The sequence below is a fragment of the Hymenobacter sp. BT559 genome, assembly GCF_016427535.1.
In the GTDB taxonomy this organism is placed as follows: domain Bacteria; phylum Bacteroidota; class Bacteroidia; order Cytophagales; family Hymenobacteraceae; genus Hymenobacter.
In genome coordinates, this window is the sequence record NZ_JAELXV010000011.1 from 1 (window position 1) to 25,955 (window position 25,955).

A 25,955-nucleotide genomic window follows, 5' to 3' on the forward strand; every position below is an offset into this window, starting at 1 on the left:
TTCTGCTGCCATTAAAAAGGGAAGTCCGACTAGTACTAGTCGGACTTCCCTTTTTAATGGCAGCAGAACCTTAGACTGAATTACTTCAGTACGGCCAGGGTCACGCCATCGCCGCCTCGGTCGGCGTGCTCGTCGCCTACACTGGCTACGGCGCGGGTCTGGCGGAGGTAGTCGCGCACCACTTGGCGCAGCACACCGTTGCCGCGGCCGTGCAGAATTTTCATTTCGGGCACGCCAAACATCACGGCATCATCGACATAGGCCATGAGCTTGGTGAGGGCATCTTCGGCGCGCTCACCGCGCAGGTCGAGCGTGGGGTTGAAGCCCGCCATACGGCCAGTGAGGTCGAGGCTTTGGCCGCTGTGATTGGCTGCAGCGGTTTTGCGGGCAGCGGCTTCGCGCTCGCGCACCTCGGCGCGGCTCAGCTTTTCGAGCTGATTGACTTTCACCAGCGTCTTCATGCCGCCGAAGAGTACCTCGGCCGTTTTGCCTTTCACGCTCACCACTTCGCCGTGGCCGTCTTGGCCCAAGATAGCCACGCGGTCGCCGGCGTTTAGGGTGTTAGCATCGGCTAGCTCGCGGGTGGGGCGGGCTTTGGGCGGCTCTATTTGCAGTTCCTTGCGCACGAAGGTTTCGAGCTTCTCGCGGGCCTGCTTGGTAGTTTCCTTGTCGGCCTGCGAGCGGCGAATCTCACCGATAGTGGCTTCGATTTGCTGGTTGGTGTCCTTCAGCAGCTTCTTGGCTTGTTGCTTGGCTTCGCGCAGCGTTTCGAGCTTGGTGTCCTCTAGGTGCTGTTTCAACTCCTGATACTCCTGGGCCGAACGCTTGAGGCGAGTGGTTTGCTTTTCGGCGTCGCGCAGGCGGGTTTCGAGCTCGGTCTTATCCTTTTCGAGGCCTTCGAGTAGGCGGTCGTAGCGAATTTTGTCCTTACCTACTAGCTGCGACGCGCGCTCCACAAGCTGCCTAGGTAGGCCAATCTTACGTGCAATCTCAATAGCAAACGACGAGCCCGGCTTGCCGATTTCAAGGCGATACAGCGGTTGCAGGCGGTCGGGGTCGTAGCGCATGGCGCCGTTCACGAGGCCCGGCGTCTTTTCTGCAAAGTTCTTGAGGTTGGTGTAGTGGGTCGTAATCACGCCAAACGCCCGCTCGCGGTTGAGCTGCTCCAGCACGGCTTCGGCAATGGCGCCACCCAGGCTGGGCTCGGTACCGGTACCAAATTCGTCAATCAAGACCAGGCTCTTCTTGTTAGCCACGGTCACGAATTGCTTCATGGCCAGCAAGTGCGACGAGTAGGTCGAGAGGTCGTTTTCGAGGCTTTGCTCATCGCCAATGTCGAGAAGAATATCCTCGAACATGCCGGCCTCAGAGTAGTCGTCGCACGGAATGAGCAGGCCGCATTGCAGCATGTACTGCACCAGGCCCACCGTCTTTAACGACACCGACTTACCACCGGCGTTGGGCCCCGAAATAACGAGAATGCGCTGCTCGGGCGTCAGCTCGATGTCGAGCGGCACCACTTCGCGCTTCTCGGCGTCGGGGCCGGCGGCCTTGTTTTGGTCGCGGAAGGTGAGCGCCAGCACGGGGTGACGCACGCCGCGCCAGCGCAGCAGCGGGCGGCTGCTAAGCTCGGGCAGCTGGGCATCGAGCTCGCGGGCCAGGCGCGCCTTGGCCCGGATGAAGTCAATCAGCCCTAGGTAATTATAGGCCTTGCGCAGGTCGGGCAGGTGGGGGCGCAGCTGGTCGGTGAGGGCCGTAAGAATACGAATCAGCTCGCGCTGATAGGCGTTTTCTAGGTCCTTGATGTCGTTGTTGAGCTCAAACACCTCCGACGGCTCTATGTACACGGTCTGGCCCGACGCGCTTTCGTCGTGGATGAGGCCACGCAGGCGGCGCTTATGCTCGGCAATAACCGGCAGCACCAGGCGCCCGCCCCGGATGGTGGGCTCAGCATCGCCGGGTATCCAGCCCTCGCTTTTGGCGTGGCGCAGAATGGTGGCAATCTGCTTGCGCAGTTGGCCTTGGCGCTGAATGAGCTCCTGCCGAATCTGGCGCAGCAGCGGTGAGGCATCGTCGCGCACCTTGCCTTCGTCATCGACCACGCGGTCCATGGCCGCCAGCAGGTTGCGGTCGGCCTGAATACCGATGCCCAGCAGGCGCAACGTAGGGTATAGCCCTTCGGCGGCGTGCGTAAAGAAGGTGAGCGCCTCGCGGATGGTGCGCAGGCTCATCTTAATCTCGAAGAACGCGGCTACGTCGAGGTAGGCACCCGGCAGCGAGGCGCGCTTAAGGTGCACCGTCACATCGTGGTAGTGTGCGCCCGGAAACTCGGCACCGCTGTTCAGCAGTTGGGCAAACTCGTCGGTTTGAGCCAGCAGCTTGCTGAGCTGCTCGTGCTGGGTCGTGAACTGCATCTTGGCCACGTACTGCCGCCCGAGGGCCGACAGGCAAAGCTGCTCTAGCAGGTCGCGGAGGGTAGAAAAGCCAATTTTGGCTTCAAAATTCTGGGGTACTAACAAATCGAATACGAGCGGGGAAATCGAACTAACTAGCCGCAAAAGTAAAACACTAGCGCGGGCGGGAAGATTCGGCGGCGCCTATGTTTTCGGCGCAAGTAGCGCAGAAGTTTTTGCGGCAGAAAAGCGACCTAGGGATTGCAGCGGGCAATGAGCACCGCTACTACCGCTACCACTACCAGCGACCCTAGGCGCAGCGCCAAGAATACCCAGGCGGGTAGTTCGGGGCCTTTGGAGTTTTTGAGCATAATGGGCTGTACGCGCTACCCGCAGCCTCGGATGCGAAACAGCATGGTTTCAACACCGCAGCGCTGTTAGCTCACAATCACATTATCTAGGACTTCAAGGATATGGCCTTCACGCAGCAGTTGCGCTTTACATGCTGCCACATATACAGAGACAAACACCCACCTTATCGTATTTAAGAATCTAATTTTCATAAAATTAGAATTCCTCATTCATGTAGCCGCCATGTAGCTGATGAAAAATTAATCTTGTTTTCAGACCACCTTCAGCCAGGTGCGAGTGCTTTGTGGCGCAATACATTTTTGCCTTAGCTACTCCATACCATGTCTGCTACTAAATCGAAAAACACGGCCGCTGCCGCGCAGCCCCAAACCGATACCAGCTCCAAAGAGAAAGGCCCCGCCAAGCCAAAAACCAAGCCTAAAAAGGAAGAAGACAAACAGTTGCAGCCCTTGCAGCGCTACAGCGGCCGGGTGGGCAAGTTTGCAGCCAACCCCGACGGCGTACTCGACCGCTTTCAGCTCGAAACAGCCGACAAGGTCCATACCGTCAAGTTTCCGCCCCACTTCGGCCAGGCGCTGCAGCAACTAGCCGAAGTGGGGCGCGAGGTGGCCGTGCTTGGCTTCCTTACCACCACTCCCAAGGGCGATGAGCACCTGCACCTGACCCGCCTCGATGCAGATGGGGCCAGTGCCCGCCCCCTGTCGCCTGCGCCGCCCGCCGCCCCCAGCGCAGCCGAGGCAACCACCATCAGCGGGCCGGTGGCCGAGCTAGAGCTCGACCCCAAGGGCCACCTGCGGGCCCTGCGCCTGGCAGGCGATGCTACTGAGCTGCGCCTGCCGCTCCACCTAGGCGAGCAGCTAGCCGACCGCCTAGCCGTGGGCGTCGCCGTGGTGGCCAGCGGCCAGCGGCGCACACTCCGCCCCGGCGAGGTGCTGGCTGCCCCCGAAGCCCCAGCCCCGCTAAAGATTGAGCTACTGACAGTGGGCGACGAATCGTTTTTGCTGCGCTAGCCGCGCGGCGCCCACTTACACCCGAGCCAAGCCGACTGGCCGCACCTACCCTAGGGTGCGGCTTAGCGGCTTGGCTTGCGCGTGCCTAAGCAAAAAAAGTAAGCTCAACCTTTCGCCCATGTGGGCGTACCGATGCCAACTCGTTTCACTATGGCTGCTTCTCACGACTCTTCGGCCCCGCCCGCCGCACCCGACGACGCCAAAAAGGGCAGCCTGCGGGCGCTCAAGGCGGTCAATTTCTTTATTGCCGACGTTCAAAACGGCATGGGCCCTTACATGGCGCTGTTTCTGCAAAGCAGCGTGCACTGGGGGCCGGCCCAGATTGGCTCGGCGCTTGCGGCGGGCAACATCGCCCAGGTGCTAGCCCAAACGCCGGCCGGCGCGCTCACCGACAACCTGCGCCAGAAGCGGGCGTTGCTCATCGTGGGCATTGCCTTGATAATGACGGGCATGCTGGGCACTGCCTTTTTCACGGTACGGCCCGTGGTGATGGGCGGGCAGGCGCTGGTGGGCATTGCGGGGGCTATTTTTCCGCCCTGCCTGGCGGCCATTGCCCTAGGGCTGGTGCGGCGCCAGCGCTTCGACCAGGTGCAGGGTACCAACCAGGCCTTCAACGCGGGCGGCAACATGTTTGCGGCGCTGGCGCTGGGGGCTATCGGCTACTACCTCAGCCTGCGCTGGATGTTCTTTTTGGTGGCGCTGCTGGGCCTAGGTGCCATTATCAGCATCTTGCGCATCAAGGCCGACGACATCGATTTTAACGCGGCCAGGGGCGGCGAAGAAAGCGCCGCCACCGGAGGCGAGCAGTGCCACACGCCGCCGCCCGCCCCCGCCGGCGGCGTGTGGCACACTATTAAAGACGTATTCGCGTGCCTGGGCGACCTGCTGAAGCAGCCACCAGTGCGAGTATTTCTGGTGGCAGCCGTTATTTTTCATTTCGCCAATGCGGCCATGGTGCCACTCGTGACGCAGCTGCTGGCCCGTGGCGTGGGGGCCAAGTAGGCAGTGCTGTTTACGTCGGGCTACATGCTGGCCTCGCAGCTGGTGTTTATGGTGGTGGCGGCCGTGAGCGGCAAGCTAGCCGGCAAGCTCGGGCGCAAGCCACTGTTTTTGTTTGGGTTTGCGGCTCTGGCGGCGCGGGGCGTGCTCTACACGGTCAGCCACCACCCGGCCGCGCTCATTGCGGTGCAGTGCATGGACGGGCTGGGGGCAGGCATTTTTGGGGTGGTGGGCGTGCTCATCATTGCCGACCTCACCAAGGGCACCGGCCGCTTCAATGCCGCCCAGGGCGCTATTGCCACGGCCCAGGGCATCGGCGCTTTTCTTAGCAATTCGGTGGCCGGCTACCTGGCCAAAACCCACGGCGACAACTTCACTTTTTACGTGCTGGCCAGCATCGCGGCAGTGGGCTTCGTAGTTTTCCTGCTGCTCATGCCCGAAACCCGCGACCAAGCAGCTGACCAGCCACAGGTAGCAGCAGCCTAAGCCACCACTGGCAACCCAGGCCATCTAGCCCGTGCTGGCCCGCGGCGTGGTGGCGACTAGCATTAGCGTCTAGGGTGCCCCAACAACCTAGGTAGGTGGCCAAACGCTAACCGCAACGCAAACTCTCTTCCTTACCGCCCCCTTTCGTCGCAATGGCCACGAGTACGCTTTTAATCTGGATTATTTCAGCCCTGTCCATTGCCCTGGTCATCATCCGGCCTTGGCGCGTGCCCGAGTTTGTGTGGGCGGCGAGCGGGGCGCTGCTGCTGCTGGTACTCGGGCTGCTCACGTGGCCCGAGGGCCTGGCGGGCGTGGCCAAGGGGCTAGATGTTTACCTATTCTTGATTGGCATGATGCTGCTGGCTGAAACGGCCCGCGAGGAAAAGCTTTTTGACTGGCTGGCTGCGCACGCCACCCGGCTATCGCAGGGCTCGGCCCAGCGGCTGTTTTTGCTGATTTACTTGGTGGGGGTAGTGGTCACCACCTTCCTATCCAACGATGCCACGGCGGTGGTGCTGACCCCGGCCGTGGCTAGCGCTGTACGCGCCGCCAAGGTCAAGAACCCGCTGCCCTACCTCTTTATCTGCGCCTTCATCGCTAACGCGGCTTCGTTTGTGCTGCCTATCTCTAACCCAGCCAACTTGGTTATCTACGGCAAGCACATGCCGCCGCTGCTCACCTGGCTGCCCCGCTATTTGCTGCCGTCGGCGGTGGCTATTGGGGCCACATACTTTTTGCTGCTCTTCACCCAAAAACAGGACCTAGGCAGCCAGATTGAGAAAGAGGTTGAGCTGCCCACCCTCGGGCGCGGCGGCCAGGTAGCCCTAGCGGGCATTGGGGTCACAGCGGGAGCGCTGTTGTTTGCCTCGGCGCGGGGCCTCGACCTGGGCCTGCCCACGGCCATCACGGGGGGGCTCACGGCTCTTATCGTGCTGGTGAGCGCCCGCAAAAGCCCGGCCGAGCTGCTGAAAGGCATTTCGTGGGCGGTGCTGCCGCTGGTAGCGGGCCTGTTTGTGCTGGTGGAGGCCCTCAGCAAAACGGGCCTTACGCACTACCTCACCACCCTGCTCACGCACGGCGCCGGGCAGGCGGCCACCTCTACGGTGTGGGCTAGCGGCGTGGGCGTGGCCCTGCTCTGCAACGTGATGAATAACCTGCCCGCGGGCCTGATTGTGGGCAACGTGCTGCAAAGCGCGCACGTCTCCGAAACCATCAAGAGCGCCATGCTCATTGGCATTGACCTAGGGCCCAACTTGTCCGTAACCGGCTCGCTGGCCACCATCTTGTGGCTGACGGCCCTCCGGCGCGAAAATATCAAAGTCACCGCCTGGCAGTTCCTAAAGCTCGGCGCCCTCGTCATGACCGTGCCGCTGCTACTGGCCATTGGGTCGCTGTTTCTGCTACCACATTAGCCAGCGCCTATTAGCCCTCGCCAGTAAGCTAGGCGCGTTTCTGCGGCCGATGAAGGAGCTTGCAGTTTTGCTTACCCCACGCCCTCGCCAAACAGCGCGAAGTCGTACTTTACCGGGTCGAGCGGGTCGAGCAGGCGCAAGTTGGCAGTGAGCTCTTCGGCGGCTTGCCAGTCTACCTTTTCGCGCTTGAGCAGACCTAGGAGGCGGGCCTGACGCTCGACGTGCACATCAATGGGGCAGATGAGCTCGGCGGGCGAGATGCGCTGCCACAAGCCGAAGTCTACGCCGCGGTCGTCGCGGCGCACCAGCCAGCGCAAGTACATATTGAGGCGCTTGCAGGCCGAGCCGCGGGCGGGTGTGGCCACGTGCTTGCGGGTGCGGGCCGGCGCATCGGGCAGGCTAAAGAACAAGTCGTGAAAATTCGCTAGCCGCTCGCGCATGGTAGCACCGTGCAAAAAGGCGTCTTCCAGCGAGGTGTGGCTTTCGTAAAACCAGCGCAGCCAGTGCACAAAGTACAGCAAATCAGTATCGCAGAACGTGCGGTGGCAAAACTTAAGTAGCCGCTTCAGGTCCTCATCTTGGTGCTGGGTAACGAACTGATAGGGCGCATTGTCCATGCGCTGCATCAGTTCGGCCGTTTTCTTGAGGATGGTGGGGCGCTGTCCCCAGGCGAGCAGCGCGGCGAAGAGCGCGCTTATCTCCACATCCTGCAGCTGGCTGAACTGGTGTGGAATGCTGATGGGGTCCTTGGCAATAAAACTAGGTTGGTTGTACTGGTCGGTCCGCTCGTTGAGCAGGGCGCGTACTTCTTGTAGCTTGATAGCGTCCATAAAATGCGTTTGTCATTGCGAGCGAAGCGAAGCAATCGCACTCATACGGGCCGCTCGGGCTTCGCTCTGGTGCGATTGCTTCGCTTCGCTCGCAATGACAAACGAGTAGAGAGCGTGAAATAAGTCCCTAGGGCACGTAGCTGGTTTCGACCCGAAACTTCGAGTCGGCGGTGCCGAGCTTTTGCACGGCGCGGGGCGAGAGGCGCACCAGCATGTTATTGTTTTCGCCGGTGTCAGGCAGCGGGCCAATGACGCGCACGTATACCGACTGGCCGTTCATCTGGTTTTTGACCTGCATGATGGTGCCCACGGGCGCTGTTTTGTGTAGGGCCAGGTACTTGTCGGTGCCGCTGTTGGCGATGGCCGCAGCCATGCCACTTTCCGTCACGCGGGTCACTACCTCGCTGGCGCGGGTGGGAGTGCGGGTTTCGGGGGCTTCGGCCTCGGGCTCCTTGGCCGTGGTGATGGTTGCAATCTGGGCCGGGGCGTTGGGGTTTACGCGCGGGGCGGGAGCCGGGGCAGGCGTATCGGCCGGGGTGCGGGCAGGAGCCGGGGTAGCAGCCACTGGGGCAGCGCCGGCTTCGGCGGCGCGCAGCAGCAGCTCTTGGCCCACGCGCACCGAGCCGCCAGCGGGCAGGTGGTTGAGCTGCATCAGCTCAGCGGGCGAGAGGTTGTAGCGGCGGGCAATGCCGAATAGCGTTTCGCCCTTGGCCACAGTGTAGCGGGCGGGGGCGCTGCTGGGCGCGGCCGCCGTAGCAGGAGTCGCGGCCGCTTTGGCGGGTGCGGCGGCGGTGGCTTTGGCGCCGCCACCGGGGCGCGGCACGAGCACTACCTCGCCAATAGCAAGGCCATTCTTGAGCTGAGGGTTAGCCCCGGTAATCTGGTCGACGCTAACGTGGTAGCGGCGGGACAGCGCAAATAAGGTTTCGCCCTGCGCCACGCGGTGGCGCACAAAGCGCTGGCCACCCCGAAATTCTTGCCCTATCGAATCGGAGGGCGCCGGGTGGCCTGCGGGCGCCAATGGGCCATGCAGCGAACTAATAATCAACAAAGAAGCAAACAGACTCATGCGCGGAAGCGAGGTGAATAAGAGCGACCCCCGTCTGAAACGGGCCCTGGCTGGGTGCCAGCAACTGGCAAAGTAAATAGCTAACGGCTGGGCAGCCGTAGTTTCGACGCCGAAAGCAACCGTTGGGCTTGAATTTTAAACGCTGCATTGCGCCCTTAATTGTTTGCATTCTTCTCCTACCCTCTTTCTTTCTATCGCATGTCCCTGGCTATTGGCATCATTCCGGCCCGCTACGCATCTACCCGCCTGCCTGGCAAGCCCCTGGTTGACCTAGGGGGCCAAACCATGATTCAGCGCGTGGTGGGCCAGGCGCACCAGGCCGGCCTGGCCCGCGTGGTGGTGGCCACCGACGACGAGCGCATCCTACGCCATGTGCAGGAGTTTGGCGGCGAGGCCGTGCTCACGCGGCCCGACCACCCCAGCGGTACCGACCGCGTGTGGGAGGCCTATGAGCACCTAGGCAGCCCCACTGAAGTGAGCTGCATCGTCAACATCCAGGGCGACGAGCCTTTCATTCACCCCGCCCAGATTCAGGCGCTCGTCACGCTGTTCGACCAGCACACGCCGCCCGACATTGCCACGCTCATTAAGCCCGTCATCACCGACGAAGAGCTGTTCAGCCCCCACCTGCCCAAGGTCGTGACCGACCGACGCGGGCGGGCGCTGTACTTCAGCCGCCACTCCCTGCCCTACCAGCGCCAGCAGCCCGAGGGCGAGTGGCTGCTGCACCACCCCTACCACCGCCACCTAGGCCTCTATGCCTACCGTCCCGACGTGCTGCGCCAGCTTACGCAACTGCCGCCCTCGCCCCTCGAAGTGGCCGAGAGCTTAGAACAATTGCGCTGGCTCGAAAACGGCTTCGTGATTCAAACCGCCGTGACTGAGCTGGACGCTTTTGGCATTGACACGCCCGAGGATGTGCGCCGTGCTCTGCTCCGACTGGGTGTGGGCGCCTAGGTCTACTCTTTCGCACCTCGCCCCACTACTTCTTCCTCATCGCCGCTTTGCCGGCGTTCTTCCTGCATTTCTTTGGAAAGGAAGAAGTTGAGCGCGGTGCGGATAATAGCAATGGCCCCGAGCTTGCCAATCTGCTCCCAGCTTGGCGCAATGGCCGTGGACAGAATATCAGCTCCGAGCTGAAACTCCAGGGCCAGCGCCAGATAGCGCGCTAGCGTGAGGCGAATGGCCGTGAAGTCGGCCGTGCGCCGGTTTAACAAGGCCTTTACCAGTAGTGCGCCCGCCGTGATGATACCTAGGGCGATGATGGTAGCGCCCACCAACTCGACGCCCAGCTTGAGCCACTGCACGGCGGCCACCACGGCATCTTCGGTGCGGGCAAAGGCGGTGCTAGGCGCTGGCAGGCGCAGGTTTTCGGCCTGGACGAAGGCTGTACTAAAAGCTTTCATAGAGTGCTCCTCAACTAACGGGCGTAAAGCGCCGGACCAAATACGCCGACCCGCGCTGCACGGCCAGCAGCACGAGCACCAGCCCTACGGCCAGCCCAAACAGCAGCAAATTGCCCTCGCCGGTGCCGGCCCGAAAGGCAAAGTTCAAGGCCGTAGCCACGGCGGGCGGGTGCATAGTATTGGTTAGTATCATGACGGCTATGACGCCCACCAGCGCCAGCGCCGCCCCTGGGTAGCCCGGCCCCAGCCAGGTGTGGAAACCAAAACCCAGCATCGCCCCCGACAGCTGGCTGATGACCAGCGTGCGAGCACTATTGGCTGGGTGGCCGGGGTCGAGGTAAATCAAAAAGCAGCTCGACGCCAGCGACGCGAAGAGCAGCTGTTGGTTGCTCAGCAGCTTGAGCAGCCACAGAAGCCCCAGCACCGTGACGGTGGGCAATAGCGCCAGTAAGATTTCGCGGCGCCAAGCCAGGCGGGGGCGACCTAATGGGGCGGCCGGCGTGGCCGCGGTGGTAGCAGGTGGAGGGGGCATAAAAACTAGCACGGGCGAGTTCACAGCTCCCATACGGCTAACTAGCTACCTAGGTAGATTTTCCCGGCTTACGCTACCCCGAGCCGCAACTGTGAAGCTGATAGTAAAAAGGGCGAGCGCGGAAACTTGTGTTCCCATGCTCGCCCGGTTAAGAATCACTTGCTATCAACAACTTAACCCTCAGCTCGCAGCACCGCCAGCGGCGGCTGGCTGAGCACCGAACGGCTATTGAGGCCACCAATGAGCGCCGTAAGGCCCGCTACCAGTGCCACCAGGGCCGGCAGCCACAGGAGGCTACTGCTAACGAAGGGTGTTTCGAAGACCCAGAACGCCAGTGCCCACGCGGCCAGCGCTGCTAGCAGCATGCCCGCCAGTGCGGCCAAGGTGCCCAACAAGGCGTATTCGAGCACCGTGATGCGCAAAATCTGGCTGCGGCTGGCGCCTAGGGTGCGCAATAGTACGCTTTCGCGGGTGCGCTGATAGCGGCTGATGAGCACCGAGCTGGCTAGCACCAGCAGCCCGGTGAGGATGCTGAAGCCCGCCATAAAGCGAATGACAAACGAGATTTTGCTCAAAATCTCATCCACGGTTTGCAGCACCAGCCCTAGGTCGATGGCCGACACGTTGGGGAAGTCGCGCACCAACGCCCGCTGGGCGGCGGCGAGCTGTTGGTTGTCCTTTACCCGCGTCAGAATGACGTGGAATTGCGGCGCGGGTTCGAGCACGCCAGTTGGGAAGACGACTAAGAAATTGGTTTGTACCCGCGCCCAATCGACCTCGCGGGTGCCGCCCACCACGGCGCTGAGCGGCGCACCCTGCACGTTGAAAGTCAGCGTGTCGCCGAGCTTCAGCTTGACGCGCTTGAAGTAATCGCCATCGACCGACACGCGGGGCAGGCCACCGGCCACCGCGGGCCTAGGTGGCGTGCCAGCCGTCAGCTTCTCGCTGGCGCTGAGCGTATCGCGGTACGTGACGCGGTATTCTCGCGTGAGGGCAAAGCGCGGGATGCCATTAGCGGTGTCTTTGCGCAGCTCGCCCACCGTGCGGCGGTTGATGGAGGCCAACCGCATGGTCACGATGGGCACGCGCTGCATGACAGGAATGCCTTCCTTGAGCAGCAGCTGCTCGACGCCCTTTTGCTGCTCGGTCTGGATGTCAAACAGCACCAGATTGGGTTGCTGCCCGCTAGCCGACAACTGCACCCGGCTCAGCAACAGACTTTGGGTAAGGAAAAGAGTAGCCAGCAAAAACGTACCCAGCCCCAGCGAGATAATGAGCGTAACGGTTTGGTTTTGGGGCCGAAATAAATTGGCCAGTCCCTGCCGCGCCACGTAGCTCCAGCCCACCGGGAAGTAGCGCCGCAGCAAATAGCGCAGCCCTAGCCCCAGCCCTGCCAGCGCCCCTAGGGCCACTAGTAGCCCCGCCGCAAACCCAAGCGCCTGCTTCCACTCGCGGGTTTGGGCATAAGCGAAGGCCACAATAAAAATGAGCACGATGCCTAGCACCAGCCCGCGCAGCGGGTCGGGGGCTGCGGTATCCTCATCAAACGAGGCGCGCAGCACGCGCAGCGGCGATACCCGCCGGATGCCTAGCAGCGGCAGCAGCGCAAATAGCACCGCCATGGCCAGCCCCGTCACGAGCCCGATGGCCACAGCGCCCGGCGACACCGCCACACTCACGGCTACCGGCAAAAAGCTGCCTAGCACCTTGGGCAGTACTAGCTGCACCACGGCACCTAGGGCCGCCCCAATGATGGCCCCCAGCAGCCCTAACCCCGACGTTTGAATGAGGTAAATGAGCAGCGCCTGCCGGCCGCTGGCGCCCAGGCAGCGCAACACCGCCACCGAGGCCAGCTTTTCCTGCACGTAGAGGTTCACGGCGCTAGCCACGCCCACGCAGCCCAGCAGCAGCGCCACGAAGGCCACGAGACTCAGGAAGCGCGTAAGGTCACGGAAGGCGCGGCCAGTTTGCTGCTGGCGGCTGGCCACAGTGTCGGAGTCGATGTTGCTGGCTTCGAGCTTGCTTTCTAGCGGCTTGATGGTGGCGGCCACGTCGGTGCCGGGCGCAAACTGATAGTAGGTGCGGTATTGCACGCGGCTGCCGGGCTTAATGAGGTTGGTGCGTGCCAGCAAGCTTTTGGGGATAAACACCTTGGGTGCCACTGCCGAGCTAAAGCCCGTCTGGCCCGGTGTACTCAGCACCCGGCCCACGATGGGCAAGGTCAGCGTACCCACCTTCACGGAGTCGCCCACGCGGGCGTTGAACTGCGCCAGCAGCACGTCATCCACGAGCGCCCCGGCGCTTTGGCCGGACTTGAACTGCGCGGCGGCCGCGGCCGGCTGCGTCTCCCACTCGCCGTAGTAAGGAAACCCGGGCCCTAGAGCCCGCACCTGCGCCAGCCGCACGCCCTGGGTGCGCGGAAACGACACCAACGACGCAAACGAAGCCTCCTCGCTGCGCGTGCGGCCCAGCGTGGCCAGGGTCGGCACCAGCTTGGCATCAAAGGGCTGGCTCGACGAAAGCACCAAATCGGCACCTAGGAGCTCGCGCGCCTGCTCGCCGATGCTGCGCGCCAGGTTATCACCAAACGAATTGATGCCCACCAGCGCCGCAATACCCAGCACAATGCTCGACATAAACAGCGCCAGCCGCGAGCGGCTACGGCGCGAGTCGCGCCACGCCATCGTTATTAACCACTTGAAATCCATATCACTTTTTACTGGCGCGAGTTTAGCGAAGCGTAACTCGTGCCGATGATGACGTGGAAGCTATGCCTCCACTGCCGCACCAGCGGCACTATTGTTGGAAATATTTATTGCTAGCCTAACGCCGCTTGCCGCATTCGCAGCAGTGGAGTTGAAAACTCCACGTCATCATCGGCACGAGTTACGCTTCGCTAAACTCGCGCCAGCTGCACAACCAGCCACATAACCGCGCGCCAGCCGCACGGCTATAGGCTGACACTGGATTTGCCCGCAGTTTCCTCTATCACTTTGCCGCCTTTCATGCGCATCACACGCTGAGTTTTGGCGGCTAGCTCCAGGTCGTGGGTCACGAGCACAAGCGTGGTACCGGCTTCCTTATTTAAGTCGAATAGCAGCCCCTGCACGGTTTCGGCCGTGTCGGGGTCAAGGTTGCCAGTAGGCTCGTCGGCAAAGAGAATGGCCGGACGGTTAGCAAAGGCGCGGGCCAGGCTCACACGCTGCTGCTCGCCGCCCGAGAGCTGGGCCGGGTAGTGGTGCCCACGCTCGCCCAGGCCCACCCGCTCGAGCAGGCCCTGCGCTACACGGGCCACGTTGCGCTCGCCGCGCAGCTCCAGAGGTACCTGCACGTTTTCAAGAGCCGTGAGGGTGGGCAGCAGCTGAAAATTCTGAAAAATGAAGCCCACGTGCTGGTTGCGCACCGCCGCCCGCTGGTCTTCGCTCAGCGCATCTAGCTTAATGCCTTGCAGCGTAACGCTGCCGCTACTAGCCCGGTCGAGGCCAGCGCACAGGCCTAGGAGCGTCGTTTTGCCGCTGCCCGACGGCCCCACAATGGCAAACGTATCGGCCGGCTGCAGGCTAAAGCTGACTTCGTGCAGCACCGTGAGCTGGCGGCCAGCGCTGGTATAGGTCTTGGTGAGGTTTTCGACTTGGAGGCTGGTCATCTACTTAAATGGAAACACGCTCGTCATGCAGAGCGTAGCGAAGCATCTCGCGTGGTGCAGTACTCAATGAGTAAACAACGAAGCGAGCGAGATGCTTCACTACGCGCTGCATGACTGCCTTTGCATTGTGCGCGAGGAAAAGATATTTCGGGAAGAAAATCGTCTCCCCAGAGGTTATAAGCTACGTAGGACGCACAACAGCGGCCTATACTTTCGCTCGTTTTTGCTTTTTTCTCTTATGAAGTACCTGCCTGGAAGCGCCTTGCTGCTGGCCCTGCTGGCCGCTGGCTGCCACTCCGACACCCCCGCCACTACTGCGGCTGCGCCCGCCACTGCCGCGGCCACCAAAGCCCCGGCCGCGAAGTCGCAGCAAACCATCCTGTTTTTTGGCGACAGTATCACGGCTGGCTTGGGCGTGGACCCCGACGAGGCTTACCCTGCCCTTATCGGCAACAAAGTCGACTCGCTGCACCTGCCCTACACCGTGGTAAATGCGGGCCTCAGCGGCGAAACCACCGCCGGCGGCCGCTCGCGCCTGCACTGGGTGCTGAGCCGCCAGCCCGTGCACGTATTTGTGCTAGAGCTGGGCGGCAACGACGGCCTGCGCGGCCTCCCCCTGGCCGACACGCGCAAAAACCTGCAAGCCATCATCGACACGGTGCGTCAAACGTCGCCGCAAACCAAAATCGTGTTGGCCGGCATGCAGATTCCGCCCAACATGGGGCCCGCCTACGCCGCCGAGTTCAAGCAGCTCTACGCCGATATTGCCACTAAGAACAAGCTCACACTCATTCCGTTCCTGCTCGAAAACGTGGGCGGCATTGCTAAACTCAACCAGGCCGATGGCATCCACCCTACCCCCGAAGGCCACCGCCTAGTAGCCCGCACCGTGTGGCGCACTGTGCAGCCGCTGCTGTAGTATAGCGGCATGGAAATCCCGGTAATCGAAACCGCGCGGCTGCGGCTGCGCGGCCACTACCCCAGCGACTTGGCCCCCGCAGTAGCCATGTTTCAGGAGCCGCAGTTCTACCAGTACCTCGCTGGCCACCCGCTGCCCGAAGAAGAGGTGTGGACCAAGCTGCTTCGCCATATGGGGGTGTGGCACCTGTGTGGCTACGGCTTCTGGGCCGTAGAAGAAAAGGCTACGGGTCAGTATATTGGAGCCGTGGGCTTTGGCGAGTGGCAGCGCGACATTACGCCTTCCCTCAAGGGCTTTCCCGAAGTGGGCTGGGTGCTGGCGCCTCACACGCACGGCCAGGGCTACGCCCTGGAAGCGGCGCAAGCGGCCCTGGCCTGGGGCGACGCACAGTTGCCCCAGGCTCGCACAGTTTGCCTCATCGATATAGGCAATGCGGCTTCGCTGCGCCTGGCGGCGAAGGTTGGCTACCGGGAAATCGACCGGGTGAGCTACAAAGGCATCGCGGTGGTGCTACTGGAGCGGTGGGCGGCTGAGCGACCTAGTAGCTGAAAAAACGACTACCGCAACTGAGAAATCCACCGCACCCGTGATTTAGATAACCCGCACGCCATCTACGTTTACTTCGTCGCGCAGTAAATCGAGGTTGCGGTAAGCCAGCGGGCGGCCCTCTGCGGTGCTCAGCGCGGGCAGTTCGCCCAGCAGCGCAATGTCGAGTATAAGCTGCGTGAGCTTGCGCTCGCCTAGGTACACAGCTACGGGGCGGGCCCGGTGCTGGGTCGCGTAGCCCGCCAGGGCCTGGTCTATCTCGCGCAAAACCATACTCATAATCACATGAGCCTAAGGTGGGAAGCGCCTTAAAGCTAAACAAAGCTCCGCAATATTCCAACTATCGGCTTTGCACCGCTCGCCCCAAGCCCTTCCCCTCCCCGACCTTTGCCCTTACTTATGACTACTGCTGCTACTGCCGGCGCGGCCCGGCCCATCGGTATTTTTGACTCCGGCATTGGGGGGCTCACTGTGGCCCGGGCCGTGGCCCAGCGCCTGCCCCACGAGCGGCTGGTGTACTTCGGCGACACGGCCCACTTGCCCTACGGCGAGAAAAGCACCGCTGCTATCCAAGCCTACTCCATCAAAATCTGCGACGTGCTGCTGCGCCAGCATTGCAAGCTCATCCTCATTGCCTGCAACTCGGCCAGTGCCGCCGCCTACGAGCTAGTGCGCGAGTACGTGGGCTCTAAAGCCCAGGTAGTGGGCATGATAGACCCCGTAGTGCAGCACGTGGGCCAGCACTACGCCGGCCGGCCGGTGGGCCTCATCGGCACCAAGCAAACGGTGGGCTCCAACATTTACCGCAAGAAAATCGACCAGCTCGACCTAGGCGTAGACCTCCACGCCCTGGCCACTCCGCTGCTCGTGCCCATGATTGAGGAAGGCTTTTTTGCGGGCCGCGTGTCGGAGGAAATCATCCGCGCCTACCTCGACCATCCCACCCTGCACGGCATTGATGCGCTGCTGCTGGCCTGCACCCACTTCCCGCTCATCAAACCCCAGATGGAGGCCCACTACCAAGGCCGCGTGGCCGTGCTCGACCCCTCCGATGTGGTAGCCGCCACCGTGGCCGAAGCTCTGGCGGCCCGCCAGCTGCTCGCCGCCCCGGCCGATACTGCGCCCGCACACCACTTCTACGTGAGCGATTTCACGCGCTCGTTTGAGGAAAGTACGCGCATTTTCTTTGGCCAGGAAGTGCAGCTCGAACACTATCCGCTCTGGGAGTAGGCAGGTGCTTTACGTGGTCTTTCGTAAGCCGCCCTAGGTAGTACCTAAGGCGGCTTTTTTGTGCACAATCAGCTAGGAAACCTGCTCACCGGCATACTTTCTTATATCTTTTGTACAATTGAATCGATTTCCTCTATATAAGAAAACAAAGAATAATTTTAAGATTGGTTATCAACTATTTGAATCATTACTTATACACTCAAAATTTATAGTAGCTTTGATTGCTACCACTTAGGTAGCAGATACTCTTTCAACTTCTTAGCTGTTTTACTCTACTACTATTGCACCACTTCTATTATACCTGATGTATCCGATAAATACATTAATAAGACAAATTAGGCTTACTCATATATTCCATGCGCTGCTATTCATTCTGCCGTTGGTAAGCCATGGCCAGAATTTTACGGGCACCTACCCATTCACCAGCGTTGTTTCGGGCAGCTCGGGTACGGGCACTTCCGACCCTACTCCCGTGCCTACTGCCACCGGAGTTACGTTTGGAGCTTTCTCGGCAGTCGGGACACCGGCCCAGCCCAACGCGGGCAGCCGCTTCAGCTTCACTAGCTGGCCCCTAGGTGCCACTGATGGCAGTGACACCTTTACGGGCAGCAGTAGCCAGGGTGAGTACTATGCCATTACGCTGACACCGCAGGCAGGCTTTACCTTTTCCCTGAGCAGCATCACCTTCACACTGCAGCGCACGAGTTCTGGTGTGCGGCAGTACGTGGTGCGCTCAAGCGCCGACGGCTACGCCGCTAATCTGCCCGCTTCCATTGCACCCGCCAACGCTAACCTAAGTGTAGTGGCGAGCAACGTATTTCAAGTGGCCGATGTCGCTACTACCGCGCAGGGCGGCAGCACCATTACCCTAGGTGGTCCGGGCTATACCAATGTGAGTGGTGCCGTTACGTTCCGCTTCTATGGCTTCAACGCAGAGGCCGCAAGTGGCACCTTCAGCATCGACGACGTTAAAATCACCGGGTCTGCCACTGCTACTAACGCGCCCACTATTAGCAGCTTCACGCCTACCTCGGGGCCTGTGGGCACCAGTGTCACTATTTCGGGCGCCTACTTCACCGCTAGCACCAGCGTGGCCTTCAATGGCGTGGCCGCTACCAACGTCGCCGTCACCAATGCCACGACGCTTACGGCCACCGTACCAAGCGGCGCCACCAGCGGGGCCGTCAGCGTCAGTACTTCGGGCGGCACGGCCACATCGACCGCACCCTACACCGTCACCGTGCCCACGGTGGTGGTCAATCCGACCTCGTTGCCGGGCTTTGCCGCGGCGGCTGGCGCTGCTTCGGCGGCCCAAACGTACCAGGTCAGCGGCAGTTCGCTGGATGGCAGCGCACTTACCATCAGTGTATCTAACGCCAACTTTGAAGTATCGCTGGATGGCCGCAACTACGGCTCCTCGGCCAGCATTGCCCTAGGCGGCAGTTCTACCTTGGCTGCCACTACCATCTACGTGCGGCTGGCCAGCGGGGCGCCTCTAGGGTCGGCCAGTGGCACCATCGCGCACACCAACGGCGCAGTCACGACCAGCCTAACCGTCAGTGGCGTGGTTGTAGCGCCGCTGGCCGCCAAGCGCTGGACGGGTGCGGCAGGCACCGCCTCCTGGTTCGATGCCGCCAACTGGGAAAATGGCTCGGTACCCGCCAGCACCGACGATGTGGTACTCGACCACCGCTACGTGGCAGGCAAGTACACGGTAGCGCTGGGCAACAGCGCCACCGTGGCACCCTCGCCCGTTACGGTTAGCTCGCTACGCATCCGGCCCGCGGCGGGCGACTCTATCTTGTGCGTCATCCCACCGACCAATACCATTTCTACCAGCGCCAACAGCGCACTAGCGCTTACTTTGTCGCGCACAGTTACCGGCGATACGGCCCTTTATATCACTAACAAAGGCGCCTTTGTTAATCTGTCGGGCGCGGCCGCCGGCGATGTTTTCGACCCCGCCGGCAGTAACCCCACCGTCTTTTTGCTGAATGGTGGCAGCTTTTACCACCGTACGGCGCGCAGCAGTGGCGTACTAGTAGAAAATCTATCTGGCGCGGCCGGTACCGAAACCGGCAATTTCTTTTACCGCATTCCGGGCTCCAGCACCACTATCAGCGGCTCGGGGCGCACTTACGGCAACCTGATTTTTCAGCGGGGCGGCGTCAGTTCTTATGGCACGAGCGGCAGTTCTACGCTCACTATTAATGGCACCTTAACTATTGAAAGCGGCGTTACCTTTTCGGTCACTATCAATGGCACTACGGTACTGAAGGGCAACCTGGTAAACGCGGGCAATTTTCAACTTAAACCGGCCTCTGCAACCGCCACTGGCCGCCGGCTGGTGCTGCAGGGCACCGCGCCCCAGGTGCTGGCAGGCACTCCGCTTGGCGACCCTGCCAGCGCTACGTCGTACCTAGGGTCCGATGCGCAGCTGGAAATCAACAATGCCGCGGGCGTTACGCTGCAAACACCTCTCACGCTAAGCAATGGGCTAGTACTCAGCAATGGTCGGCTTACTACTACGTCTAACATACTAACCATGCTGCCGACCGCCACCGTCGCTGGGGGCTCTGGCAGCAGCTTCGTCAATGGCCCGGTAGCCCGGTCCATCCCCAGCGTAGCCAATGGGGCGAACATGTATACTTCCTATACTTTCCCAGTAGGCAAAGGCAACGCTTATCGCCCTATCACGCTTAACATCAACACCCAGTCCGGTACCACTACTTACCGCGTCGAGCAGTTTGAGGGCGACCCCGGCCAGAATGTGGCGGGCAGCGACCTCACTCGCGTTAGCGCCGCGCGCTGGCTTACCATTACGCCTTTCAGCGGCTCTACCGTGGCGCAGCCGACTAATTTCGCAGGAACGCTCACGATGCCTATCGGCCCAACCGATGGCGTGACTGACCTAGCAGCCACTTCGCTAGTGCTTGCCAAGCGCCCCGATGCCACGCAGCCGTGGAGCAATATTGGTCGCAGCGCTACCACTGGCACAGCCGCCAGTGGCACGCTCACATCGGGCACGTTTACCAGCTTCTCTGATTTCGCACTAGCCAGCACCAGCGCCGATGCCACTGCCAATCCGCTACCCGTAACGCTAATCAGCTTTGGCACCGTGCGCCAAGCCGGCGGCGCCGTGCAGCTAACCTGGGCTACTGCTTCTGAGCAACGTAGCGCGTACTTTGAAGTCCAGCGCAGCCTCGACGGCCGCACTTTTGCAACTATTGATAAGGTAGCGGCCCAAGGCACTACCAGCCAAGCTCATACTTACACCAACCTCGACGTAAATGCTCCTGCTGCCCCGCTCTACTACCGCTTACACCAAGTTGATGTAGACGGAAGAGAGTTCTTCTCGCCGATTTCACTACTAGCTGCCTCTGCCACCACCTTAGCCTTCTATCCCAATCCTACTTACGACTACCTAACAATAGCGAATAGCGCAGGTGAGCAAATCCAGGTCACTGACTTGACCGGCCGCGTGCTACAAACCAGCACCCTACCTGCCTCAGGCAAAGTAAGTGTGCAAGCCCTACCCGCCGGCACCTATTTATTACGCCTATCGCTCGGCGGCCAGCCTCACACGCTACGCTTTACCAAGCAGTAGCCACAAATGAGCACCTAGGAGCTCTCTACCCAAAAAAAGAAAGGCTGCCCTATAGGCAGCCTTTCTTCTTCAATATCAGTTAGTCAGCCTGTGTAGCAAGCGTATCCGTTAAATCCTAAAATCCGTTTGAATCTGCAGTCTATACGGAAAAGCTTTCGCCACAGCCGCACGAGCGCGAGGCATTGGGGTTATGGAACTGAAAGCCCTTACCATTTAAGCCATCCGAGAAGTCTAGCTCAGTGCCGGCCAAGTACAGGAAGCTCTTCATGTCAACTACTACCCGCACACCTTTATCCTCAAACTCCTGGTCCATGGGGCGGGTCTCGTTGTCAAAATCCAGCTTGTAGCTCAGGCCCGAGCAGCCGCCACCGGCCACCGAAGCACGCAGGCGGTAGCTGGCATCGAGCTGTGAATCCTCCATCAGATGCTCAATTTTATCTTTGGCTTTATCCGAAACGGTTATCATATAGCTAGTTGGCAGGTGTGCGTAGAAGAATAGTCGCCGAACGCATTACCTATAGCGGGCGACGCTTGTATAACAAAGATACTGCTAAGAAGGATTCTAAATAAATGAAAAAAGTAAGCTCTCATAGTCAGGGTGACTATGAGAGCTTACTACTATTCAGGGTAACCTAGCGCATGGCGCTATTGGCAACCTAGTGGTGCGACTTCTCTAGTTCAAGAGCCGGTAGGCCATTCTTTACGCGGTAGTCGTTGATGGCCATCTTGATAGCGTCTTCGGCTAGTACCGAGCAGTGGATTTTAACGGGCGGCAGGGCCAGCTCTTCCACAATCTCCATGTTGTCGATAGCCAAGGCCTCGTCAACCGTTTTGCCTTTCAGCCACTCGGTAGCCAGCGACGACGACGCAATGGCCGAGCCGCAGCCGAAGGTCTTGAACTTGGCATCGGTGATGGTGTTAGTAGTCTCATCCACTTCAATTTGCAGGCGCATCACGTCGCCGCACTCGGGGGCACCAACCAGGCCGGTGCCTACCGTCTTCTTGCTTTTGTCCAGCGTGCCCACGTTGCGCGGGTTGCTGTAATGGTCGATTACTTTATCGGAGTAAGCCATGGTATGTTGAAATTTTAAAAATTAAAAATCATGAATTAGAAATGGAGTAGTTGCCGATGGGGTCAGTAGCCATTGTCAACTACCTAGTTTCTAACTAGAGACCTAGTGCTCGGCCCACTCGATGGTGCTGAGGTCAACGCCTTCTTTGTGCATCTCCCACAGCGGCGACATCTCGCGAAGCTTAGTAACGGCTTCTTTTACGTGGTTGATGGCGTAGTCGATTTGCTCGTCGGTGGTGAAGCGGCTTAGGCCGAAGCGCAGGCTGCTGTGAGCTAGGTCGTCGCTGAGGCCTAGGGCCTTGAGCACGTAGCTAGGCTCAAGCGAGGCCGAGGTGCAAGCCGAGCCCGACGATACAGCCAGGTCCTTCACGCCCATCATCAGGCCTTCGCCTTCTACATACTTAAAGCTGATGTTCGTAACGTGGGGCAAGCGGTGCTCGCGCGAGCCATTCACGTAGCTTTCCTCTAGGGTTAGCAATTCAGCTTCGAGCTTGTCGCGCAGCTTGCTCAAGCGCTCAGCATCAGCGGCCATTTCGAGGCGAGCCAACTCGCACGCCTTGCCGAAGCCTACGATACCGGGTACGTTGAGCGTACCCGAGCGCATGCCGCGCTCGTGGCCGCCGCCGTCCATCTGGGCGGTAACTTTTACGCGGGGGTTTTTGCGGCGCACATACAGTGCACCTACACCCTTAGGACCGTACATTTTGTGGGCGGTGAAGGCCATCAGGTCGATGCCGTCGGCTTGCACGTCCACCGGGATTTTGCCAGCAGCTTGGGTACCATCGGTCATGAACAGCGCGCCGTGCTTGTGGGCGATGGCGGCAATTTCACGGATGGGCTGCACAGTGCCGGTTTCGTTGTTGCCGTACATGATGGTCACCAGAATGGTCTGGGGGGTCATAGCGGCTTCTAGCTCATCGAGGCTGATGAGGCCTTGCTCGTTTACGGGCAGGTAGGTCACCTTGCCGCCGAGCTTCTCGATGTGCTTACAGGTATCGAGCACTGCTTTGTGCTCGGTGGTGGCGGTAATGATATGGTTGCCGCGCTGGCTATACATTTCAAACACGCCTTTGATACCTAGGTTATCACCTTCGGTAGCCCCGCTGGTGAAGATAATCTCCTTGGGGTCGCAGTTGATGAGCTGGCTGATTTGCGTGCGGGCGTAGTCAACGCCTTCTTCGGCGGCCCAGCCGAAGGGGTGGTTACGCGAAGCCGCGTTACCAAACACGTCGGTGAGGTAGGGCATCATGGCCTCCAGCACGCGCGGGTCGAGCGGTGTGGTGGCGTTGTTGTCCAGATAGATAGGTAGCTTAAGCATGGCGCTGGGCTGGATTTATCGAGTAAAAGCTAAAGTTAGGTGTAGGCTGCTTCTGAAACAGAATTTTGGCCTAAACAGTTTTTTTAGCTCACAAAAATAGCTGAATAATACTCAACTGCAGTCGGGCTTGCCGCTACCCCGCCGGGCGTCGGCCTACATTCGTGTTTTACTCGCTTGCTCGCTATGCTCACCAATCTTGAACACCTAGGCCTGGCCGTGCGCGACCTCGCCGCCGCTACCGACCTCTACACTCGCTTGCTAGGCCAAGCTCCTTATAAAACCGAGCACGTGGCCAGCGAGGCAGTAGACACGGTATTCTTTCAAGTTGGCGGCTCCAAAATTGAGCTACTGGCGGGCACTAGCCCTGATAGTGCCATTACCAAATTCTTGGAGAAGAAGCCCGAGGGTATTCACCACGTCGCGTTTGAGGTCGATGATATTGTGGCCGAAACGGCTCGGCTGCGCGCCGAGGGCTTTACGCTGCTCAATGAACAACCTAAGCGCGGCGCCGACAACAAGCTTGTGTGCTTTGTGCACCCCAAAAGCGCGGGCGGCGTGCTGGTCGAGCTTTGCCAGACCGCAGATTCGAACGGATTAGTCGGATGAAACGGAGACGCCCGCCGGCGGCGGGCTGACTATTCGGATGTAGGGCGGCTTCGCCGGCCTTCATGCAGGCGTGTAGCAGCGTTACTGGGACCTAGAGAGGGCCGCGCTGCTTATAAGCGAGGCGCAGCGCAGCATGTCGGGTTTAATGAGGTGAGAGGACAGGGGGCGGCGCAATATTTGTAGCTGCACAGTGAACGGCGCGGGGTTGCCACCAGCCCCGGCCTTGTACCGTAGTAGTTGTAGTGCCCACTCCGCTCTTGTTTATTTATGTCCACTAGTTTTTTCCGCCAAGAAGTTGATTCTGCCGTTGACATTTTGCTCGCGCAGCAGATTATTCTGTACCCTACCGATACGGTGTGGGGCCTAGGCTGCGATGCCGAAGTGCCGCGCGCTGTCGAAAAACTGTACCAGCTAAAAGGTCGCCCCGAGGGCAAGCCCAGCATTGTGCTGGTAGCCGACCTAGAGATGCTGGCCCGCTACGCCAGCGAAGTGCCCGCTGAATTAGAGGCCGCCATCAATACTCAAACCCGCCCCACCACCTATCTGCTGCCTGCCAGCCGCGCTGTGGCACCGGGCCTGGTAGCCCCCGATGGCACCGTGGGCCTGCGCATTGCACAAGACGAATTTTGCCACAAAGTGGTGCGCCGCCTGGGCCACGGCCTAGTTTCGACCTCGGCCAACAAAAGCGGCGAGCCCACACCGGCCATTTTTGTTGAGGTTTCGCCAGCCATCGTGCGCGGGGCCGACTACGTGGTGAATTGGCGCCAAGATGATACCACTCGCGTGGCCCCCTCGCGAGTGGTGCGCCTAGGGGCTGGCGGTAATCTTGAAGTAGTGCGCGAGTAAGTAGCACGAGCTTTCAGCCCGCGAGTTCGACACGTAATAACGCGCGGGCTGAAAGCTCGCACTACAACCGGGCGTAATTTTGCGCCCATGACCACGCCCACGCTGCCCGACCTCCCCATCTTTCGCACCATTGCCGACGCGGCCCACGAGCTTGGCCAACCGGCCTACGTCATTGGCGGCTACGTACGCGACCTAGCCTTGAAACGAGGCAGCAAAGACATTGACGTGGTGACGGTGGGCGATGGCATCAAGCTGGCGCAGGCCGTGGGGCGCAAGCTGCCGGGCCGGGGCCGTGTGTCGGTGTTCAAGAATTTTGGGACGGCCATGCTGCCCACCGAGGAAGCAGGCGAAATTGAGTTTGTGGGGGCCCGCAAGGAGAGCTATCGCTCTGATAGCCGCAAGCCTGAGGTCGAAGCTGGCACGCTTGAAGACGACCTGGCTCGCCGCGACTTCACTATCAATGCCCTAGGTCTCAGCCTCAATGCCGAGGACTTTGGCGCGCTCGTAGACCGCTACGACGGCATGAAAGACCTGGCCGCCAAGACCATCCGCACGCCCTTAGGTCCCGATATTACGTTCTCCGACGACCCACTGCGCATGATGCGGGCCATCCGCTTTGCCTCGCAGCTCAACTTCGACATCGAGCCTGATACTTACGATGCCATTGCCCGCAATAAGGAGCGCATCAAAATCGTGTCGCAGGAGCGCATCACGATAGAGCTCAATAAGATTGTGGAGTCGCCGGTGCCAAGCTACGGCTTTAAGCTGCTATTTCAGACGGGCTTGCTGCAGCTCATCTTCCCGAAGATGGCGCAGCTGCACGGCGTGGAGAAGGTGGGCCAGCACGCACACAAGGACAATTTTTACCACACGCTGCAAGTGCTCGACAATGTAGCGGCGGCCGGGGGCGACCTGTGGCTGCGCTGGGCGGCCATCTTACACGATATTGCCAAGCCCGCCACCAAGCGCCTCGACCCCAAAATCGGCTGGACCTTCCACGGCCACGAGGACAAGGGCGCCCGCTGGGTACCCAGCATCTTCACCGACCTCAAGCTGCCCCTAGGTGAGGAAATGCGTATGGTGCAGAAACTGGTGCGCCTGCACTTGCGTCCCATCGCGCTGAGCAAGGAAATCGTGACCGACTCGGCCGTGCGCCGCTTGCTCTTCGAAGCCGGCGACGACATCGACCGCCTCATGCTGCTCTGCCGGGCCGACATTACCAGCAAAGACCACCAGCGCAAAGCGCGCTACCTGCGAAACTTCGACATCGTAGAGGAGAAGCTGCGTGAAATCGAAGCCAAGGACCACCTGCGCAACTTCAAGCCTGTTATTACCGGCGAAGTCATCATGGAAACCTTCGGCCTCAAACCCTCACGCCAGGTAGGCGAGCTGAAAGAAGCTGTGCTCGAAGCCATCCTGGAAGGCGAAGTACCCAACGAATGGGAGCCCGCCTACGCGCTGCTACTCCAGCGTGGTGCGGCCCTAGGGCTAACCCAGGTGCAATAGCGCGGGCTATTAGTCTGTGAGGAAAGCATTCGCTCGCGGACTAAGCTCGCCGCCTTATCCGTATTTCAATACCCTTGATTTCAATACCCTTGCGCTGGCCTACCTAGGTAGCCCGCCCAACTGGCCGCTTCACTGACCTCGACGGCTACG

The 25,955-nt window shown here is 60.4% G+C and carries 23 protein-coding genes; 12 read left to right on the forward strand and 11 right to left on the reverse strand.

Going from position 1 to position 25,955, the window contains the following annotated elements; all coding sequences use genetic code 11:
• Positions 1-80: 80 nt before the first annotated feature.
• On the reverse strand, positions 81-2,519 hold the full coding sequence (locus JAO77_RS22525; protein ID WP_198992801.1) for an endonuclease MutS2: 2,439 nt from the start codon (positions 2,517-2,519) through the stop codon (positions 81-83).
• Positions 2,520-3,085: 566 nt separating this feature from the next.
• On the opposite strand from JAO77_RS22525, the gene JAO77_RS22530 reads away from it, so the two are divergent.
• The 4 genes from JAO77_RS22530 (at position 3,086) to JAO77_RS22545 (ending at position 6,672) form a co-directional block, all read left to right on the forward strand.
• The gene (locus tag JAO77_RS22530) at positions 3,086-3,775 is read left to right on the forward strand and encodes a hypothetical protein (RefSeq protein WP_198992802.1); all 690 of its coding nucleotides are present in this window, start codon (positions 3,086-3,088) and stop codon (positions 3,773-3,775) included.
• Between the two features lie 150 nt (positions 3,776-3,925).
• Positions 3,926-4,777 (forward strand): MFS transporter, encoded by an 852-nt coding sequence (locus tag JAO77_RS22535; protein WP_198992803.1) that lies wholly within the window; start codon positions 3,926-3,928, stop codon positions 4,775-4,777.
• Between the two features lie 3 nt (positions 4,778-4,780).
• Positions 4,781-5,260, forward strand: coding sequence for an MFS transporter (locus JAO77_RS22540; RefSeq protein WP_198992804.1), 480 nt, complete (start codon positions 4,781-4,783; stop codon positions 5,258-5,260).
• A gap of 152 nt (positions 5,261-5,412) precedes the next feature.
• Entirely contained in the window at positions 5,413-6,672 is a 1,260-nt protein-coding gene (locus tag JAO77_RS22545; protein ID WP_198992805.1) for an arsenic transporter, read from the forward strand.
• 71 nt (positions 6,673-6,743) lie between these two features.
• On the opposite strand, the gene JAO77_RS22550 is transcribed toward JAO77_RS22545, so the two are convergent.
• Entirely contained in the window at positions 6,744-7,502 is a 759-nt protein-coding gene (locus tag JAO77_RS22550; protein ID WP_198992806.1) for a TIGR02757 family protein, read from the reverse strand.
• Positions 7,503-7,629: 127 nt separating this feature from the next.
• Entirely contained in the window at positions 7,630-8,553 is a 924-nt protein-coding gene (locus JAO77_RS22555; protein WP_198992807.1) for a LysM peptidoglycan-binding domain-containing protein, read from the reverse strand.
• Positions 8,554-8,769: 216 nt separating this feature from the next.
• Between JAO77_RS22555 and kdsB the strand changes: the two genes are divergently transcribed.
• Complete coding sequence (gene kdsB / locus JAO77_RS22560; protein ID WP_198992808.1) at positions 8,770-9,528, forward strand: 3-deoxy-manno-octulosonate cytidylyltransferase; 759 nt, start codon at positions 8,770-8,772, stop codon at positions 9,526-9,528.
• Between the two features lie 2 nt (positions 9,529-9,530).
• Here kdsB and JAO77_RS22565 read toward each other — a convergent pair whose 3' ends face one another.
• The 4 genes from JAO77_RS22565 to JAO77_RS22580 all read right to left on the reverse strand — a co-directional run bounded on the left by JAO77_RS22565 (position 9,531) and on the right by JAO77_RS22580 (position 14,155).
• Complete coding sequence (locus JAO77_RS22565; protein WP_198992809.1) at positions 9,531-9,977, reverse strand: DUF1622 domain-containing protein; 447 nt, start codon at positions 9,975-9,977, stop codon at positions 9,531-9,533.
• A gap of 10 nt (positions 9,978-9,987) precedes the next feature.
• Positions 9,988-10,509, reverse strand: coding sequence for an HPP family protein (locus JAO77_RS22570; RefSeq protein ID WP_198992810.1), 522 nt, complete (start codon positions 10,507-10,509; stop codon positions 9,988-9,990).
• Between the two features lie 173 nt (positions 10,510-10,682).
• Complete coding sequence (locus tag JAO77_RS22575) at positions 10,683-13,217, reverse strand: ABC transporter permease (RefSeq protein ID WP_235998571.1); 2,535 nt, start codon at positions 13,215-13,217, stop codon at positions 10,683-10,685.
• Between the two features lie 242 nt (positions 13,218-13,459).
• A complete protein-coding gene (locus JAO77_RS22580) occupies positions 13,460-14,155 on the reverse strand; it encodes an ABC transporter ATP-binding protein (protein WP_198992811.1) in 696 nt (231 codons plus the stop codon).
• Positions 14,156-14,393: 238 nt separating this feature from the next.
• On the opposite strand from JAO77_RS22580, the gene JAO77_RS22585 reads away from it, so the two are divergent.
• Together JAO77_RS22585 and JAO77_RS22590 are read left to right on the forward strand one after the other, a co-directional pair.
• The gene (locus tag JAO77_RS22585) at positions 14,394-15,074 is read left to right on the forward strand and encodes an arylesterase (RefSeq protein ID WP_198992812.1); all 681 of its coding nucleotides are present in this window, start codon (positions 14,394-14,396) and stop codon (positions 15,072-15,074) included.
• Positions 15,075-15,083: 9 nt separating this feature from the next.
• Complete coding sequence (locus tag JAO77_RS22590) at positions 15,084-15,623, forward strand: GNAT family N-acetyltransferase (protein ID WP_198992813.1); 540 nt, start codon at positions 15,084-15,086, stop codon at positions 15,621-15,623.
• Positions 15,624-15,665: 42 nt separating this feature from the next.
• Here JAO77_RS22590 and JAO77_RS22595 read toward each other — a convergent pair whose 3' ends face one another.
• On the reverse strand, positions 15,666-15,899 hold the full coding sequence (locus JAO77_RS22595) for a hypothetical protein (RefSeq protein ID WP_198992814.1): 234 nt from the start codon (positions 15,897-15,899) through the stop codon (positions 15,666-15,668).
• Between the two features lie 120 nt (positions 15,900-16,019).
• Between JAO77_RS22595 and murI the strand changes: the two genes are divergently transcribed.
• Both murI and JAO77_RS22605 read left to right on the forward strand, forming a co-directional pair.
• Positions 16,020-16,850 carry a glutamate racemase gene (gene murI, locus JAO77_RS22600; RefSeq protein WP_198992815.1) on the forward strand — a complete coding sequence of 277 codons (831 nt, stop codon included), beginning with the start codon at positions 16,020-16,022 and terminating at the stop codon, positions 16,848-16,850.
• Between the two features lie 379 nt (positions 16,851-17,229).
• Positions 17,230-20,457: a T9SS type A sorting domain-containing protein gene (locus JAO77_RS22605; protein ID WP_198992816.1), complete on the forward strand. Its 3,228-nt coding sequence runs from the start codon at positions 17,230-17,232 to the stop codon at positions 20,455-20,457.
• Between the two features lie 139 nt (positions 20,458-20,596).
• Here JAO77_RS22605 and JAO77_RS22610 read toward each other — a convergent pair whose 3' ends face one another.
• The 3 genes from JAO77_RS22610 to JAO77_RS22620 form a co-directional block, all read right to left on the reverse strand.
• Entirely contained in the window at positions 20,597-20,923 is a 327-nt protein-coding gene (locus JAO77_RS22610) for a HesB/IscA family protein (RefSeq protein ID WP_198992817.1), read from the reverse strand.
• A gap of 190 nt (positions 20,924-21,113) precedes the next feature.
• Entirely contained in the window at positions 21,114-21,530 is a 417-nt protein-coding gene (iscU, locus tag JAO77_RS22615; RefSeq protein WP_144845427.1) for a Fe-S cluster assembly scaffold IscU, read from the reverse strand.
• 102 nt (positions 21,531-21,632) lie between these two features.
• A complete protein-coding gene (locus JAO77_RS22620) occupies positions 21,633-22,847 on the reverse strand; it encodes an IscS subfamily cysteine desulfurase (protein WP_198992818.1) in 1,215 nt (404 codons plus the stop codon).
• Positions 22,848-23,030: 183 nt separating this feature from the next.
• On the opposite strand from JAO77_RS22620, the gene mce reads away from it, so the two are divergent.
• From mce to JAO77_RS22635, 3 genes are all read left to right on the forward strand, one after another.
• The gene (gene mce / locus JAO77_RS22625; protein ID WP_198992819.1) at positions 23,031-23,453 is read left to right on the forward strand and encodes a methylmalonyl-CoA epimerase; all 423 of its coding nucleotides are present in this window, start codon (positions 23,031-23,033) and stop codon (positions 23,451-23,453) included.
• A 267-nt stretch (positions 23,454-23,720) separates the two neighbouring features.
• Positions 23,721-24,299 carry an L-threonylcarbamoyladenylate synthase gene (locus JAO77_RS22630; RefSeq protein WP_198992820.1) on the forward strand — a complete coding sequence of 193 codons (579 nt, stop codon included), beginning with the start codon at positions 23,721-23,723 and terminating at the stop codon, positions 24,297-24,299.
• Positions 24,300-24,386: 87 nt separating this feature from the next.
• Positions 24,387-25,805, forward strand: a complete 1,419-nt coding sequence (locus tag JAO77_RS22635) for a CCA tRNA nucleotidyltransferase (protein ID WP_198992821.1) — start codon at positions 24,387-24,389, stop codon at positions 25,803-25,805.
• Positions 25,806-25,955 lie beyond the last annotated feature (150 nt).